General features: G+C 37.0%; 17 protein-coding genes. 7 read left to right on the top strand and 10 right to left on the bottom strand.

What is annotated here, in order from left to right:
* Positions 1–477 precede the first annotated feature (477 nt).
* Positions 478–1,200 (top strand): MgtC/SapB family protein, encoded by a 723-nt coding sequence (locus HF876_RS08765; RefSeq protein WP_251556591.1) that lies wholly within the window; start codon positions 478–480, stop codon positions 1,198–1,200.
* A 17-nt stretch (positions 1,201–1,217) separates the two neighbouring features.
* Positions 1,218–2,216 (top strand): cation diffusion facilitator family transporter, encoded by a 999-nt coding sequence (locus HF876_RS08760; protein ID WP_169359684.1) that lies wholly within the window; start codon positions 1,218–1,220, stop codon positions 2,214–2,216.
* Between the two features lie 103 nt (positions 2,217–2,319).
* On the opposite strand, the gene HF876_RS08755 is transcribed toward HF876_RS08760, so the two are convergent.
* The 4 genes from HF876_RS08755 to pruA form a co-directional block, all read right to left on the bottom strand.
* Positions 2,320–3,483, bottom strand: coding sequence for an iron-containing alcohol dehydrogenase (locus HF876_RS08755; RefSeq protein WP_169359683.1), 1,164 nt, complete (start codon positions 3,481–3,483; stop codon positions 2,320–2,322).
* 75 nt (positions 3,484–3,558) lie between these two features.
* Positions 3,559–4,803, bottom strand: a complete 1,245-nt coding sequence (locus tag HF876_RS08750) for a Glu/Leu/Phe/Val family dehydrogenase (protein WP_169359682.1) — start codon at positions 4,801–4,803, stop codon at positions 3,559–3,561.
* 82 nt (positions 4,804–4,885) lie between these two features.
* Positions 4,886–6,079, bottom strand: coding sequence for an ornithine--oxo-acid transaminase (locus tag HF876_RS08745; protein ID WP_169359681.1), 1,194 nt, complete (start codon positions 6,077–6,079; stop codon positions 4,886–4,888).
* Between the two features lie 74 nt (positions 6,080–6,153).
* Positions 6,154–7,698 (bottom strand): L-glutamate gamma-semialdehyde dehydrogenase, encoded by a 1,545-nt coding sequence (gene pruA / locus HF876_RS08740; RefSeq protein WP_169359680.1) that lies wholly within the window; start codon positions 7,696–7,698, stop codon positions 6,154–6,156.
* A 136-nt stretch (positions 7,699–7,834) separates the two neighbouring features.
* Here pruA and HF876_RS08735 point away from each other — a divergent pair, with 136 nt between their 5' ends.
* Positions 7,835–9,145 carry a sigma 54-interacting transcriptional regulator gene (locus tag HF876_RS08735; protein ID WP_240949710.1) on the top strand — a complete coding sequence of 437 codons (1,311 nt, stop codon included), beginning with the start codon at positions 7,835–7,837 and terminating at the stop codon, positions 9,143–9,145.
* 67 nt (positions 9,146–9,212) lie between these two features.
* Here the strand turns inward: HF876_RS08735 and yugI are convergent, their stop codons facing one another.
* The 3 genes from yugI to HF876_RS08720 all read right to left on the bottom strand — a co-directional run bounded on the left by yugI (position 9,213) and on the right by HF876_RS08720 (position 11,568).
* Complete coding sequence (gene yugI, locus HF876_RS08730; protein ID WP_169359679.1) at positions 9,213–9,587, bottom strand: S1 domain-containing post-transcriptional regulator GSP13; 375 nt, start codon at positions 9,585–9,587, stop codon at positions 9,213–9,215.
* 207 nt (positions 9,588–9,794) lie between these two features.
* Entirely contained in the window at positions 9,795–11,021 is a 1,227-nt protein-coding gene (locus HF876_RS08725; RefSeq protein WP_169359678.1) for a hypothetical protein, read from the bottom strand.
* Positions 11,011–11,568 carry an RNA polymerase sigma factor gene (locus HF876_RS08720; protein WP_169359677.1) on the bottom strand — a complete coding sequence of 186 codons (558 nt, stop codon included), beginning with the start codon at positions 11,566–11,568 and terminating at the stop codon, positions 11,011–11,013. The genes HF876_RS08725 and HF876_RS08720 overlap by 11 nt, the downstream gene beginning before the upstream one ends.
* 193 nt (positions 11,569–11,761) lie before the next feature.
* On the opposite strand from HF876_RS08720, the gene HF876_RS08715 reads away from it, so the two are divergent.
* Both HF876_RS08715 and HF876_RS08710 read left to right on the top strand, forming a co-directional pair.
* Positions 11,762–13,099: a sodium-dependent transporter gene (locus HF876_RS08715; protein WP_169359676.1), complete on the top strand. Its 1,338-nt coding sequence runs from the start codon at positions 11,762–11,764 to the stop codon at positions 13,097–13,099.
* 122 nt (positions 13,100–13,221) lie between these two features.
* Positions 13,222–13,434: a helix-turn-helix domain-containing protein gene (locus tag HF876_RS08710; protein ID WP_169359675.1), complete on the top strand. Its 213-nt coding sequence runs from the start codon at positions 13,222–13,224 to the stop codon at positions 13,432–13,434.
* An 86-nt stretch (positions 13,435–13,520) separates the two neighbouring features.
* On the opposite strand, the gene HF876_RS08705 is transcribed toward HF876_RS08710, so the two are convergent.
* Positions 13,521–13,781 (bottom strand): DUF1871 family protein, encoded by a 261-nt coding sequence (locus HF876_RS08705; RefSeq protein ID WP_169359674.1) that lies wholly within the window; start codon positions 13,779–13,781, stop codon positions 13,521–13,523.
* Positions 13,782–13,857: 76 nt separating this feature from the next.
* On the opposite strand from HF876_RS08705, the gene HF876_RS08700 reads away from it, so the two are divergent.
* The gene (locus tag HF876_RS08700; protein ID WP_169359673.1) at positions 13,858–15,027 is read left to right on the top strand and encodes a MalY/PatB family protein; all 1,170 of its coding nucleotides are present in this window, start codon (positions 13,858–13,860) and stop codon (positions 15,025–15,027) included.
* A 214-nt stretch (positions 15,028–15,241) separates the two neighbouring features.
* The gene (locus tag HF876_RS08695; RefSeq protein ID WP_169359672.1) at positions 15,242–15,679 is read left to right on the top strand and encodes a general stress protein; all 438 of its coding nucleotides are present in this window, start codon (positions 15,242–15,244) and stop codon (positions 15,677–15,679) included.
* 693 nt (positions 15,680–16,372) lie between these two features.
* Here HF876_RS08695 and HF876_RS08690 read toward each other — a convergent pair.
* Together HF876_RS08690 and HF876_RS08685 are read right to left on the bottom strand one after the other, a co-directional pair.
* Positions 16,373–16,600 carry a hypothetical protein gene (locus tag HF876_RS08690; RefSeq protein WP_240949709.1) on the bottom strand — a complete coding sequence of 76 codons (228 nt, stop codon included), beginning with the start codon at positions 16,598–16,600 and terminating at the stop codon, positions 16,373–16,375.
* An 18-nt stretch (positions 16,601–16,618) separates the two neighbouring features.
* On the bottom strand, positions 16,619–17,365 hold the full coding sequence (locus HF876_RS08685) for a peptidylprolyl isomerase (protein WP_169359671.1): 747 nt from the start codon (positions 17,363–17,365) through the stop codon (positions 16,619–16,621).
* Between the last annotated feature and the right edge of the window lie 3 nt (positions 17,366–17,368).

The following is a 17,368-nucleotide window of genomic DNA, read 5'->3' as shown; positions in this document are numbered from 1 at the left end:
CAATCAAGCCGAAGCTTGTTGATGCTGTATGTCTTAACGTTTTGCATGTTCAGTTTTCAATGTTCATTGCGTCGTTTTGTTTTTGACGACTTTATTAGTATATCTCGCTTCAGTTAAGTTGTCAACAACTTTTTTTAATTTCTTTTAAGTCGTTACTCACATGTTCTGAAGGACATGTATTAATATACAACGATTAAAAACAAAAAGCAATACCTTTTATTAAATTTTATAGGTTTTTCTTTAAAAATTTGATCCTTATCCTTTGTTTGCACATAATACACCAGTTTATCTAGGGGTATCACCTTGCTTTTTATGGGTTCCAACCTATATAAACACTTCCTCCCACCTTTTTATAAGTCGTTTCCTTACAAAACTAAATTATTTCTTCAAGTGATATTAATTAGAAAACTGGGTATGTAAGTATAAGATTAAAATTTCCACATATTCTTAACTATCTATATGAAAGGAGGCACCACGGTGGATTGGATTCCCTATCTAAACGGATATGGTGAAATATTAATAAAATTAGGTTTTGCGGCAACCCTAAGTTTAGTTATAGGGATTGAAAGAGAATTAAAAAAGAAGCCAATTGGCCTAAAAACAAGCATCGTCATTGCAACCTTTAGTTGTTTACTAACATACATATCAATAGAGTCAGCTTACAAAGCGCATCATGGTCATGATGGAGTAAATATAACTATGGATCCTTTACGATTGGCCGCACAAATAGTAAGCGGTATCGGCTTTCTCGGAGCAGGTGTCATTCTACGCAAGGGCAACGACAGTATAAGTGGACTTACTACAGCAGCAATGATTTGGGGAGCCGGCGGAATAGGTATAGCCGTAGGTGCCGGTTTTTATCTGGAAGCTGCCCTTACCGTTGTTATCGTACTAATAGGTATAGAAGTAATCCCTCCTCTTCTATCTAAAGTCGGTCCGAAGCGCTTACGATCCAGAGAATTATCATTAAAGGTTATTGTATTAAAACAAGAAAGCATATCTAAAATGTACTATTACTTAAAAGACTGTGGCTTTTATATCGATAGTATTCGGATAAAAGATATTAAATTAGAGAATGATGAGATAAAACATGAAATTCATATCCGATTATCTATTCTAACTAAGAAAAACACGGTAGAGTTTTATCATTCTATTGCAGAATTGGAATTCGTGGAAACTTTGGAATTAGAATCAATTTAAAAAAGGAGCAACTATCTATGGGACAATTTTTCACTTTACTAAAGGGTGGTAATAAACCATCTTTAATCGCAGCAGTTGTTAATACAATTATCGCAGCTTTAAAAGGCGGAGCATTTTTCTTAACAGGGAACGTAGCAATGTTCGCAGAGATGATGCACTCAATCGGAGATGCAGCCAATCAATTTTTCGTCTTTATAGGCTCTGCTCTTTCTAAAAAAGCGCCAACACCAAAATTCCCAAATGGTTTTGGTAGATTGGTAAACCTCGTTTGCTTGGGAGCAGTTATATTAGTAGGAATCTTGTCGTATGAAACGATAAAAGAAGGATGGCATCATATACAGCACCCAGTAGCATCCGGTGGGCTAGCAATTACGTTATCTGTCCTTGCTATTGCAATAATATTAGAGTTTGTTGTCTTATATAAGGCAGGAAAAGAAATTTTACATGAAGTTGGTATTAAAGGAACTTTCCTTGCCCCCCTCACTACAAGCTTTACACACTTAAATAGAGCAAAACCTGCTACAAAGCTAGTGTTCATGGAGGATTTAGTTGCTACTTCAGGTGGCATCCTTGCATTTGTAGCTGTATTAATTTCACACTTTACAGGTTTTCTACAAGCTGAGGGTATTGCCTCTATCCTAATTGGTTTAATGATGTTCTATGTTGTAGGTAAAGTTTTCCTTGATAATGCAAGAGGAGCTCTTGGAGAAACCGATGAACAGATGTTAGTGCATGTAGCACATGTCATTTCAGATGTAAAAGAAGTGAAAGACATACAACAGTTAGAAGTTATTAAAGAAGGAGAATATCTACATGTAACATTAATTGCTGAAGTAGATGCCTCACTTTCCTTTGCAACAGTTGATGATATCCATGATGTCCTAAAGAATCTTATCCTAAGTCAACAAGGCGTAGCTGACGTTACTATCTCCTTTGATGAAGATGATGGAGTTAGAACATGGAAGCATCATAAAGATACTAAAACTGTTTTAAAGACAAATGATAAAAATAAATGAGATTAAAAAAGACATCCAATTCGATTGGATGTCTTTTTGTTTCTATATATCTTTCTACTTTAATGAGTGAATCAAGCCTTTAAAAACGACTTTCTTCTATTAGTTAGAGGCAAGCTGTTAAAATTGCTTTAGTATCGTCGGCATTTAACTTATTAAAATTACCATACTCGCCACGTACCATTGCTTTTTCTACCATTAAATCAATATTAGAATCATCTATATTATAATCTGACAGATTTTTCGGTGCACCTAATGAAGCCCAGAAAGCTGATAATTTTTCAATTCCTTCTAGCCCTATTTCTTCCGTTGTTTTTCCTGAAGGATCTACTTGAAATACTTTAACAGCCAGCTTAGCAAAGCGTTCAGGATTTACATGTAGGTTATGACGCATCCATCTTGGGAAAATGATTGCCAATCCCCCCGCATGAGGAATATCATAAACAGCTGATACAGCGTGCTCTATGTTATGGCTTGCCCAATCCCCGTTATAACCCATTTGCAAGAATCCGTTTAAACCTAGTGTTCCTGCAAACAGTATAGTTTCTCTTAGCTCGTAGTTTTCTAAGTCGTTCACAAGCTTAGGAACCACATCGATAACAGTACGTAGAGTCCCCTCTATCATTTCATCTTGAACAGGGGTATTAGTTGCATTGTTATAATATTGCTCGAACATATGCGACATCATATCTACAACTCCGTAAACCGTTTGATCTAATGGAACTGTAAACGTGTTAACAGGGTCTAATATTGAAAACTTAGGAAAAACTAATGGACTTCCCCAACCGTATTTTTCTATCGTGTCTTCATTTGTAATAACAGAACCGGAATTCATTTCAGAGCCAGTTGCAGCTAAAGTTAAAACTGTACCAAAAGGAAGTGCTTCCTTTGGAATTGCTTTACGAGTAACTAGATCCCATGGATCCCCATCATACTTAGCCGCAGCTACAATAAGTTTAGTACAGTCTATTACAGAACCGCCCCCTACTGCTAGTACCACTTCAATTCCTTCAGCCTTACAAAGGTCGGCTCCTCGTTTTGCAGTAGACAGTCTTGGATTAGGCTCAACTCCAGCTAATTCGAAGACTTCCATGCCTGCCTCGTTTAAATGGCTCATTACCTCATCGTATAAGCCATTTTTTTTAATACTTCCGCCACCGTACACTACAAGAACTTTTTTTCCAAACACAGAAAGCTCCGTTGGAAGTTTCGATAATTGTCCTTTTCCAAAAACTAATTTAACCGGATTATAAAAAGAAAATGCATTCATATTCTTAATCCCCTTTCTTTACAGTCTAATCATATAAAAAACCGCTTGCAAAATACAAGCGGTTCAACCTATCGATTATACCCAACCACGGAAGCGTGATGCTTCTGCAGTTCTACGTACACCAACCATATATGCTGCTAGACGCATATCTATATTACGAGTAGAAGCTACTTCGTAGATATTTTCAAATGCATCCACCATTTTTTTCACTAGCTTATCGTTAACTTCGTCCTCTGTCCAGTAGTAACCTTGGTTATTTTGTACCCACTCAAAGTAAGATACAGTAACTCCACCGGCACTAGCTAATACGTCAGGAACTAGTAGAATTCCACGTTCATATAAAATTCTAGTAGCCTCAGATGTTGTTGGACCATTTGCTGCTTCTACAACTATATTCGCTTTAATATTATGAGCGTTATCAGAAGTAATTTGGTTTTCAATAGCAGCTGGTACTAAAATATCACAATCTAATTCTAATAACTCTTCGTTAGAAATAGTGTTTTCAAATAAAGTTGTTACTGTTCCAAAGCTATCACGACGATCTAATAAATAATCTATATCTAAGCCATTAGGGTCATGTAAAGCACCGTAAGCATCAGAAATACCAATTACTTTTGCACCTTGATCGCTCAAGAACTTAGCAAGGAAGCTTCCTGCGTTTCCGAAACCTTGAATAACCACTCTAGCACCCATCATATCAATGCCGCGTTTCTTAGCTGCTTCATTAATAATAATTGTAACACCTTGTGCTGTTGCACGGTCACGACCTTGAGAGCCACCAAGAACTAAAGGTTTACCAGTAATAAATCCTGGAGAGTTAAATTGGTCCATGCGACTATATTCATCCATCATCCATGCCATAATTTGCGCATTTGTAAAAACGTCTGGAGCAGGTATATCTTTTGTTGGTCCAACAATTTGGCTAATTGCACGTACATAGCCGCGGCTTAGACGTTCAATTTCTCCCATTGACATTTCACGTGGATCACAAGCTACTCCACCTTTACCTCCACCGTATGGAAGATCAACGATTCCAGCTTTTAAAGTCATCCACATAGAAAGTGCTTTCATTTCTTCAGGTGTTACGCCTGGGTGAAAACGGACTCCACCCTTTGTTGGTCCAACCGCATCGTTATGCTGTGAACGGTAACCAGTAAATACTTTAACAGTATTATCATCCATTCTTACTGGGATTCTTACCTCTAACATACGAAGTGGTTCTTTTAACAAATCATACATTGCCTCGTCGTAGCCTAATTTTTGCAAAGCCTCTTTAATGACAGCCTGCGTTGATGTGAACAGGTTTAGATTTTCAGCCATTTATTATTTCGCCTCTTTAATTCATAATGATTTCATCGGAAATAATTGTAACACAATTCATTTCCGATGTGGGATACAATTATTAAATAGTAAATACTTTTTTAATTTTCTCAATTGCCCAGTCAAGTTCTTCTTTTGAAATTACTAAAGGTGGAGCAAAACGGATTACTGTATCATGCGTTTCTTTACATAGTAAACCAAGCTCTTTTAGTTCTTCACAGTACGGTCTTGCTGCTTCTGTCAATTCCATTCCTATGAATAAACCACGACCACGAATCTCTTTAATAGAAGGATGTTTAATCTCTTTTAGAGCATCCATAAAATAATTTCCTAGCTCTAATGAACGATCAGCTAGCTTTTCATCTATTAAAACATCAAGTGCTGCAAGTGAAACTGCGCAAGCCATAGGATTCCCACCAAAAGTAGATCCATGTGAACCAGGATTAAACACTTCTAGAACATCACGGTTAGCTACGATACAAGAGATTGGGAATACTCCCCCTCCTAATGCCTTACCTAAAATATACATATCCGGTTCCATGTCTTCCCATTCGCAAGCGAACATTTTACCTGTACGACATAAGCCGGCTTGAATTTCATCAGCAATAAATAACACGTTATTTTCACGACATAATTCAAGTGCAGCTTTCATAAATCCTTCTGGTGGAATAATGATTCCAGCTTCCCCTTGAATCGGTTCGATTAAGAATGCTGCTGTATTTGGAGTAATTGCTTGCTTAAGCGCTTCCAAATCACCGTAAGGAATTAAGTTAATACCCGGAAGCATTGGGCCAAATCCTCTTTTGTATTCTGGGTCTGAAGATAAAGAAACAGCACCCATCGTTCTTCCATGGAAGTTACCGTTACAAGCAATAATCTCAGCTTGATCTTCAGCAACACCTTTAACATCATAAGCCCATCTACGAGCTGCTTTAAATGCTGTTTCCACAGCTTCAGCTCCAGTATTCATCGGTAGAACCATTTCTTTGTTCGTTAACTGACTTACTTTTTCATACCATGGACCCAACTGGTCGTTATGGAATGCGCGAGAAGTTAAAGTAACACGATCTGCTTGGTCTTTTAACGCTTGAATGATTTTTGGATGACGGTGTCCTTGGTTTACAGCTGAATATGCAGAAAGCATATCCATATACTTTGTACCCTCTGGATCTTTTACCCAAACACCTTCAGCCTCAGAAATGACGATTGGAAGTGGATTATAGTTATTTGCACCAAACTTATCTGTTTGTTCAATCAATTTACTTGATACTGACATTTGTTTTCCCCCTATTAAATGAAGAGGCTGGACAAAATAAAACTGCCAGCCAATTCATTATTTAGTACAAAATATTAAAGCATTTCAGATGTTGTTTTAGCTTGCATATGAAGTTGAATATAATCTGGTCCGCCAGCTTTTGAATCTGTACCTGACATATTGAATCCACCAAATGGTTGGTATCCAACAATTGCACCAGTACATCCACGGTTAAAGTATAAGTTACCTACATGGAAATCTTCACGTGCTTTTTCTAAGTTCATGCGGTTATTTGTAATAACAGCACCAGTTAAGCCGTATTCCGTATTGTTAGCAATTTCAATTGCTTCGTCGAAATCTTTTGCTTTACAAACACCAAGAATTGGTCCGAAGATTTCTTCTTGCATAATACGAGCTGTTGGAGATAGATCAGCAAACACTGTTGGTTTAATGAAGAATCCTTTAGAATCATCGCCTTCTCCACCAGTGATTAAACGACCTTCTTCATTGCCAACTGGCATATAACCCATGATTTTCTTGAAAGCCGAGCCATCAATTACTGGACCTACATAATGCTCGTCTTCGTCTGGAACACCAACCGATAATTCCTCAGTCAATTCTTTAACGCGAGCAAGCACTTGATCATACACATCTTCTACGATGACAGCACGTGAACCAGCTGAACATTTTTGTCCACTAAATCCAAACGCAGATCTTACGATAGATTGAGCAGCTAATTCTAAATCTGCTTCTTTGTCTACGACAATTGTATCTTTACCGCCCATCTCAAGAATAGTACGTTTAATCCAAATTTGTTTTTCAGCTAATTTAGCTGATTTTTCTACGATTCCTAAACCAACGTCACGAGAGCCTGTGAAGCTGATTAAGCGAGTGCGTGGATGTTCAACTAAGAAGTCACCAATTTCCGCACCAGAGCCAGGAATGAAGTTAACAACGCCAGCTGGCATTCCCGCTTCTTCTAGTACTTCTACAAATTTATATGCAACAACAGGAGTTGTAGATGCAGGTTTTAGTAACACAGTGTTACCAGCAACCATAGCTGCTACAGTAGTTCCTGCCATGATAGCAAATGGGAAGTTCCATGGAGAGATAACAACAGATACTCCTAATGGAATATAATCGTAACGGTTATATTCGCCTGGACGGCTTTCTACCGGCTGACCGTCTTTAAGGCGTAACATTTGACGACCGTAATATTCTAAAAAGTCAATTCCTTCCGCAACCTCTACGTCTGCTTCAACCCAAGTTTTCCCTGCTTCTCTTGATAATAAAGCAGAGAATTCAAATTTACGGCGACGAATGATAGCAGCTGCCTTGAATAATACATCTGCACGTACTTCCGGTTTCACTTTTTTCCATGTATTAAATGTTTCATCAGCGATTTTAAGTGCTTTTTCTGCAATTTCTTGAGAAGCTTTTGATACTTTACCAATTACTTGTTCTTTTTTAGCTGGATTATAAGATACGATTTTACTTTCAGTAGTAATTCTTTCTCCACCAACGATTAATGGAAAGTCTTGACCTAAATAAGCATCAACAATTTTATATCCTTCTTTAATAGCTTTTTTATTTTCTTCTTTAGAAAAATCAGTAAAAGGTTCGTGTTTGTATGGTAACATGTAAATCCTCCTCTAAGTTTTAATGCAAAAAAAATTTGCACTATTAATACTTCTTCCCTTATAATAATGCAAAAGATTGTTGCGTTTTTCAAGTAAAATTAACTAAAATGTTAAAATTTTTTTTGAGGTGATAGGTTTGGATAGTATTTTCAGTAAGCTGCTTCCATTTTATAAGTTTGCTACAGAGCGGGTTGCTGTAGGCATTCATGCTATAGATTTAATGGGGAAAACCATTATATATAATGAAAAAATGAAAGAAATAGAAGGCTTAAACTCGATGGACATTGAAGATCGTTCCATTTTAGAACTATTCCAGTTCGAACAGCACGAAAGCACACTGCTAAAAGTTCTTCATAGTGAAAAGCCCGTCCTAAGAGCGAAACAAACTTACTGGAGCAGGAACGGCCAAGAAATCACCACAATAAATGACACATATCCTGTCTTTGAAGATGGTACATTAATAGGAGCAATCGAGTTCTCAAGAGATATTACCGCTCTAGAAAAACTATTGTTTCAGCCCTTAAAAAGATATAATGAGTCCATTACTCTTTCTACAATAACTGCCGAGTCCCAACTTATGAAGAATGTAAAAGAGCGTTCTATTAAAGCTGCTAATGTCCGCATGCCTATCCTATTAATTGGGGAAGCAGGAACAGGTAAGGATTTAATTGCGGAAGGAATTCACCATGAGCTTTCTCCGCCAAACGAGCAATTTATAACACTTTATTGCTATAGTGCGGACGATCAAATTATTAGTAAATTTGAAAAGGAAATTAAAAGCCTCCGTAACTGCACTATATTTTGTGAAAGAATAGACTTATTATCCATCGATTTACAAAAAAAGTTGATGGACGTATTAAAAGAAAATGGATCTAACCAAAACTTATTTATAGCTAGTATTGGAGAAGATCCGATTGAAATGATTTCTAATAACCAGCTGGCAAAAGAGCTTTACTATTACTTTACTTCCATCACTATCAATATTCCTCCGCTACGTGATCGACCAGAGGATATAATGCCATTCGTACATGATTACTTCCAACGTCATTTAAGTCGCTATGCCTCGACTTTAGAGGAGATTGATCCTCAAGTCATAAAAGTCTTTAAAAGTTACGACTGGCCAGGCAATCTAAAAGAGTTAGAGCTCCTATTAGATGAAATCACTTCTATGGTAACTACAGAAAGCACCCTGAGTTTTAATATGCTTCCATTACATTTCAAGTTAAAAATACAAGGATTAAATGAAACGATGAAAAACGCCGAAGACTTCGTTGTTTCTGCAGAGAAGGATTTACTTCCACTTGACGAATACCTTAGACAGGCTGAAACCTATTATTTACAAAAGGCATTAGAAAAATATAATAATAATATTACGAAAGCAGCTGAAGCGCTAGGAATGAGCAGACAAAATTTACAATACAGATTACGAAAGATTAAAAATGCTTAAATCAAAGAATACATTTAAAAATACTAAAAAGGTGAAGAAGGGGTTAGCCCTTCTTCACCTTTTTCTTTTATCGAATGGATTGTTGAATCCATCCTGCTAATTTTTCCTTCAGTGTATTAAAGCCTTCTTCATCATGCTCATCTACACGTGCCTGTAGGCTTTTACGTGGCTTGTCATCTCGTTTTGGAGTAGTAGGCTTTTCTTGAAGCTCTCGGATGGAAAGACTAATTTTACCTGCTTCCCCATCTATGTCTAAAATTTTGACCTCTACTTCTTGCCCTACCGTCAAGAATTCTCCTACTTCCTTAACATAGCCATATGTTATCTCTGATATGTGTACTAGACCTTGTGTTTGTTCATCTAGACTTACGAACGCACCGTATGGTTGAATACCTGTCACTTTACCAGTAACCACATCTCCTACCTTAAATGTTTTTGTCATATGCCGTCCTACTTTCTTATATACGATATTGTCATGTTAAATTATAACATATCAGAAAGTATATGACCAAAAATCACGGAAACGCTATGGAAAGGACATCTAACAACTATGTCCAAGGAAATTTAAATCCTTATCATTCTAGAAAGCACTTTTTAGCTGTTCTGATACACCGATCTGAAGAGCTCGTATTAAATGCACTTCTCACTCCTATTCAACAAACTGCTCCAAATCACCATTACCTTCTAAATGAAGAGCGTCATCGATATCTCCAGGATCTAAGTCATCCCAGCTTTCTGATTGTGTCCAACCATTGCTTTCAAATTCATTCACGATTGGATTTAATAAAAACTGTATGATATTAGAGCTATTAGATTCATTAACGATATCGCTCCAAATATCTTGATATTCTTTTTTAACAACGCCCTTATCAAACACGGGGCTATCACTAGTCCCCTTTACCACTGCATAAAATAATTCGGTGTAGTACAACTTCAATAAATTCTTATCGGCGTATAAATCGGAACTACTAGGCAGAAATTCGTCAAGATACATTAAAGTAGCTACCGAGTCCTCCAAGCTGTAGGTCAATTCCCCTGCATAAGTAAAAGGTTCTTTTTCAAAAATGTAATTGTATCCGATAAATGAGGGAGCTAATAAATTCTTTAAATCAGCTAACTGCTCTTCCTTCATTTTATATTGGAAATTTAATGCAGAACCTGGGTAAAGATTTTCCCGCTTCAGCGCTTCCAATTGCTCATCTGTAATATGACCCTTTTCCCCAAAATATGTTCTCAATTCTTTGATCCTACTAGAATAAACATTAAAAAAACCAGCAGTCTCTTCCTCAGATAACATTACGCCCTTATCTTTTATTTCCTGAATCATTTCCGATGGAAGATAGAGAGATCGGATTAAGTCATCATATATTAAATTTAGTGAATTTTCATTAGATAAGGAAGAGACTTTATTAAATAACGATAAGCCAGTTTCTGTTGTATATAGTTTATAGGTTGAATCCGCACTTCGAACAAATGGTAACTTTGAAAATTCTTCTTCCGTAAGATGTAACATCTCTCTACGTTTTTCTCGTTCTTTTTCGTAATTGTTTTTTAATCTTTCAATGAATTCTATAGAGGCATCTGCTAATGGAACGTTACCCTCTCCATCAATATCTGCTAACTGATTGGCATTAGTAGGTGTGTTTTCTTCCTGAAAGCTTGCCCCTATTATTCCGATGACAAGTATTGCTGCAGCACTAGCTAACCACACTGCAACTCTTTGCCAATTAATTTTCTTGCGGTTAACCTGAGTCGGTTCATTTAATTTGTCTTTATCTATTTTTTTTAATATATCGTCTGTATCGATCGTTGAAGGAAGCCGATCGTAGGATGATTTTAAAAGAGCTAGTCGATCTTCCAATTTTTTATCGTCCATGGTTTTCACCTCCACTTATTTGTAGAGCATTTTTTAAGTGACCCTTTCCTCTCATCAACCGAATCTTAACAGTAGACATGGGGACATTAAGTACTTCTGCTATTTGTCCATAAGACATATCATGGAAATAGAAAAGGATAATAGGATGTCGGTATTTTTCATCTAAATGCTGTATCGCTTCATGAAGCTCTCGGTCTTCTTCAAATACTAAGACCTTTTCTTCTGCTGACTTCATTATGTAACTTTCATGTGAACTGCCTTGTAGCTTTGCTTCTTTTTGTACTTCCTTTGTTTCCTTACGATAATAGTCTCTCGTTGCATTTAATGTGATTTTATATAACCAAGTAGTAAATCGTTCTTTTTGGAATTGGTGTAGGAAACGGTAAAGCTTTACAAACACTTCCTGTGTGACATCAGGGATGTCTTGCACGCGCACACCACATTGAAAAGCAAATTTTTCTACGGTTCGGTGATGTAAGCGAATGAGCTCCCCATATGCTAGTTGATCGCCCTGCTGTGCACGTTCGATCAAATCGTTCTCAACCATTGCTCCCCCTCGCTCTCTCTTTTGCTATAGGTGTAACGTAAGATCCTCTTTAATTGTTACACTTATCTTTTAATTTTTAAATAGCTTGTATATCGTACCGAGTTTCCGTTTAATATAAGTTACCATTTATTTTTTAGAGGCAAAATAGTATACTATCACTTTAAAGCGTTAAAGTACCGAAGGAGGAATACATATGAAAACTCGAGATCGTTTCGGGTCAAAAATCGGCTTCATATTGGCTGCGGCCGGAAGTGCTATTGGTTTAGGTGCGATATGGAAATTTCCATATATGGCAGGAACGAACGGCGGAGGCGTCTTTGTTTTGCTTTTTATCCTGTGTACTCTTCTAATAGGGTTACCAATTTTACTAGCTGAATTTATCATTGGAAGAAAGGGACAGGCAGACGCAGTAACGGGTTTTAAAAAACTGGCTCCTAAAAAGCCATGGTTTTTAATTGGCTGGTCTGGCTTCTTCTTTTCGTTTATCATACTGTCGTTTTACAGTGTAGTCGGCGGTTGGATTTTATCTTATATAATCCGTTCTATTACACTTAGCCTAAACGGAAGCACAGATAATTTTTATGAGAACTTATTTAATACAGTTATCTCAAATCCATGGGAAGTATTAATTGGCCAGGGAGCTTTTATCTTTTTAACTATCTGGATCGTTCAAGGTGGGATTAAAGGTGGAATCGAAAAAGCTAGTAAGTGGATGATGCCCTTATTACTCATTTTCTTTGTCGTACTAGCTATACGTTCGTTAACTCTGGATGGAGCGATAGAAGGTGTTAAGTTTTTACTGATTCCCGATTGGTCTTACTTTACTTGGGAAACAGCACTGCTCGCACTGGGACAGGCATTCTTTTCATTAAGCGTCGGTGTTTCTGGAATGATTACTTACGCATCTTACCTTCCGAAGGAAACGAAGCTAGGCAGTTCTGCTTTAAGTGTTTCCGTGCTGAATATTGGTATTTCGATTATGGCCGGTCTAGTTATTTTCCCTGCAGTGTTTGCATTAGGATTCTCTCCAGATGCAGGACCGGGATTAGTTTTCATCATTTTACCTGCAGTATTCGAACAAATTATTTTTGGACAGTTTTTCTTAATCATATTCTTTATACTATTACTTTTTGCTACTCTAACATCATCCATCAGCATGTTAGAAATCGTTGTTTCCATCGGCATCAAGTCAAAATACGATCGAAGAAAACGAGCTGCTTGGATTTTTGGTTTCTTAATTTTCCTAGTTGGAATTCCTAGTGCGCTTTCTTTTGGTGTACTACAGGATATCAAAATCTTAGACTTATCTATATTTGATTTTGCGGACTTCTTTACTAGTAGCGTTGGTTTACCTTTAGGAGCACTTTTCATCTCCATTTTTGCCGGTTACAACTTTACCAAAGCAGATATTTCGAATGAACTTGACTCCAAAGGCTTTTTATTAAATGCATGGAGAATCATTGTAAGATATGCAGCTCCAATTGCCATCTTAATCGTATTTGTACAAGGCGTTTGGAATGTTTTAAAATAGACGTATTATTAAGTAATCAAAAATTGTACTTTTTCTGACAATTGTTTGAAACTAGTTCTCAAAAAAATTATGCTATAATATGATGTAAGATGTGAAGAATTTTTAAAGAGGTGGATGGAGTCATGAAAAAAGAATTACATGAGCAATTGCGACAACTAAGAGAAGAACGCAATATTTCTTTAGAAACACTTTCCTTAAAAACAAGAATCGGCGCTGGAAAATTGGAAGCGTACGAATCAGGTAGTGAAGTCCCATCAACACAAACTATATTAAAGCTATCTAATGCTTTAGAAGTTCCTGCCTCCAATTTGATGGATGGCCTTCAAGAAGTATAAGAATGGTATTAGAAAAAAGCTTTCGATTCAATGAATCGAAAGCTTTTTCTTTTGTTAACCTATATTTGAAAGAGTGTAATAGCTCGTTAAATAATGCATTTCATTTCATATTTTATTGCAATAAGCTTATAAGAAATTTCGACACACTTTTCAAGTGGAATCCACTGTTCAAAGGAATGTTCATAGATTTCTTGTATTTTTCTAGCAAGCTCTGATGGGTGATCGATATCGTGAAGAGCAGTAACTACATCAGCAATCTCCGTTTCGTATGCATCGATACCAAATTGGAAAGGATCCCATTCCTGTAGTATCCAAACTGCTTTTCTATTCATCTGTATTGTATCCATTATTTTTTCACCTTACTACTTTTATTAGTTAGGGTTATAATAACACAATAAGTTAAAATTGAAAGGGGAATTTACTTTGTCAGATTTTTCAACTATTTTCAATCGTCGTAACACTTTTTCCGCAAAATGGGATATGTTAAAACAGGTATATGCAATTGAGGATGACACAGATGTACTACCAATGTGGGTAGCAGACATGGATTTCGGCCTTGCGCCAGTTATACAGGAAGCTATACATAAGCGTTTGGAACATCCAGTTTTTGGTTATTCTATCGCACCAGAAGCAGTAAAAGATGCATTATCTACCTGGGTATCTACTAAACACCAACTAGAAATACAGAATGAATGGATTCTTCTTCGTCATGGTGTAATACCTGGAATGGCTGAGGCAGTTGATGCATTTTCCCATAAAGGAGATAAAATACTCGTCCATACACCAATCTATCCACCGTTTAAAGGAATACCAAATAATTTAGAGCGAGAAGTCGTTACCTGTCGCCTTATAGAAAACGGTAATTCTTTCGAAATAGATTGGACAGCCTTTGAGGAATGCTTAAAGCAAGACATCAAGATATTTATTCTTTGTAATCCTCATAATCCTGGCGGGAAGGTTTGGGGTAGAGAGGATTTAACTAAAATGGCAGCCTTGTGCAAGCAGCATGATGTATTGATCCTTTCAGATGAAATACATTCAGACCTTGTTTTTAAGCCAAATAAGCATGTACCTCTTCTCGTAGCAGCTGAGGAAACAGATAATATTATCACTTTCTTTGCTCCAACTAAAACGTTCAATCTTGCTGGTATTCAAGGTGCAGCAACGATTGTACCAAATGAAAAATTACGAAAAGTTTTAGAGAATGGTGCAACTAGACGTGGTGAGATGGGATTGAACGTGTTCTCACTTACAGCTATGCAGGCTGCGTACGAACACGGAGAACAATGGCTAGAAGGTCTTTTAGAAGTTGTAGAAGGCAACATGAAATACGTAGTGGAACATTTATCCGCAATTGAAGGTGTGAAGGTTTCTATGCCTGAGGGCACCTATTTAATGTGGATTGATTATCGAGGAACTGGCTTGAACGAGAAAGATATGATGGACCTTTTATTAACAAAAGGGAGACTCGCTTTAGAGCCTGGCACGAAGTATGGAGAAGGCGGAGATGGCTTCCTTCGTATGAACGTGGCGTGTCCACGAGCAACAGTCGAAGACGGAGTGGCTAGATTCAAACTAGCATTATCGAAATAAATGAGAAAATCAAAGTTCCATTGAAGAACCTTTGTACAAGCTGATTGTGATTAACGTCATAATCAGCTTTTTTTATATGACATAAGTAACTAAACCTAGAGAATCGAAATGACCGTTACGTAATGCTCCACTTATTACCAACTAATAAATATGTCTTGAAAAACAATAGAAAGGGTAAAGAGAATAGATGCGACATAACAGGAGGTAATTATTTATGAAAAATAATGTTATTGGAGTATATGAAAGTGAGCAGCAAGTGAAAGAAGTAGTTGAAGGTTTAAAAGAGAAAGGATATACTACTGAGGAAATTTCAGTTATTGCTAGAAATTCAAAAAGGGATTCTGAAGTGACACAAGAAGTAAAACCTTCTACTAAGGATGGAGCTATTGCAGGTGCTGTAACAGGAGGTGCCATTGGTTTAGCTGGCGTACTAGTAGGGCTATCGACTGTATTGATACCTGGGTTCGGTGCTGTGTTGGCTGCAGGGCCAATTATGACAACTATAGGAGGAGCAGTAGTTGGAGCTAACTCTTCTGCTGGCGGATTAAAGCATGCACTCATGGAAATTGGAGTGACAGATGATGAAGCGGAACGCTACTCTTCTGATGTAGAAAACGGCAAAATACTGGTACTCATTCATCCAAAAGAGTGATTTTGTATAATAACTAGCAGAGATTCAGTGAGAAAATACGATAGCTTCCCCAATATATAAATGGGAGCTGTGAACGAAAATATTAAACGATTCTATATGAGTTCCTATGTGAGTACTTTTACGATCATAGGGGCTCTTTTTATATGGTATAGACTTTTTAAAGCTCTTAGAGTTTGATTGTCGTAAACTCATATAGGATTGTAGTAACTTTTAAGTCGATTGTCGTAAACTACTGACCCATTGTCGTAAATCTATCTTGGATTGGTGAGACGAAAAGGAATTGTCGTAAATTTTGGGTTGATTGTAGTAAAGTATTGCTCGATTGTCGTAAACTACTGACTCATTGTCGTAAATCTTTCTAGAATATAAGTCAGCAACCGTGGGATTGTAGTAAATCTTGGGCTGATTGTCGTAAAGTATTGCCTGATTGTTGCAAACTGTTGACCCATTGTCGTAAATTTTTCTAGGATCGGTGAGACGATAAGGGATTGTCGTAAATTTCGGCTTGATTGTCGTAAAGAATTGCTTGATTGTTGTAAACTACTGACCCATTGTCGTAAATCTCTTTTAGGACGAGCTCGCCTCAGAGGGATTACAGTAATCTATGGCTCGATTGTCGTAAATTTTCGTGGGATTATAAAAATAGCGAGTAAGTAAACGATTAATCGCCCACTCACTCGCTATAATAAGACGTTACTCAGAATGCACGTTTTTCTCCGCTTCTTCTTTTCTTGCCTGTAATACACGATCTTCGATTTCCTTCGCTTTTGCTGCATCTTTTGCAGATTTCTTTTTAAACCATCGGAATAATAATACACAAAGGATAAATACCATGATAAATTCTAAGACTACTGGTATATACTCTGTTTTATCTTCTGGAAAGTATAAATACAAAAAGCCTAATGAAAGAAAGTTTAACAAAGCAAACACTTCCCTACTTTATTTTTGAATAACCTCTATGGACTGAATAAGGATATCCTCTACCGGCTTATCATTTTCACCAGTTTCCACTTTAGCTATTTCATTTACTACATCCATGCCCTCAATAACTTGCCCGAAGACTGTATGCTTTTGATCTAAATTTGGTGTTCCACCTTTTTCTTCATAAGCCTTCGCTACTTCCTCAGGCCACCCACCTTTAATAAGCTGTTCAGCTGTTATACCATTTTGTGGTGAAGCTTGTACGATAAAAAATTGGCTGCCGTTTGTATTTGGTCCCGCGTTGGCCATGGAAAGTGCACCATTAAAGTTGAATAGGTTCATCGTGAATTCATCCTCAAATGACTCACCATAAATACTCTCTCCACCTGCTCCAGTTCCAGTAGGGTCTCCTCCCTGAATCATAAAGTCTTCAATGACCCGATGAAAGATAACACCCTCATAGTAGCCTTCTTCTGCTTTAGTTAAAAAGTTTTCCACCGTTTTCGGTGCTTCTTCTGGAAACAATTTAATTTTAATTGCTCCTAAAGAAGTGTTCATTTGGACTAAAGCTTCATTTTCCGCCACTTCTGTTGAAAGTTGCGGATATGTGATTAATTCGCCCTCTTGTTGGGTATCAGTAGTAACAGCAGATTCTTCTTTTGTTGTTTCTTTTTTATTGTCTTTTTCAGTCTCAGCTGAATCACTTCCACAAGCTGAAACGAAGAGCATAGTAAATAAACATAAAATAATTAATTTTTTCAACATAAT

Source organism: Psychrobacillus sp. BL-248-WT-3 (assembly GCF_012843435.1).
Taxonomy (GTDB): Bacteria; Bacillota; Bacilli; order Bacillales_A; family Planococcaceae; genus Psychrobacillus.
Note: the sequence above shows the minus strand (reverse complement) of the source record. Positions and strands in the feature narration are given on the sequence as shown.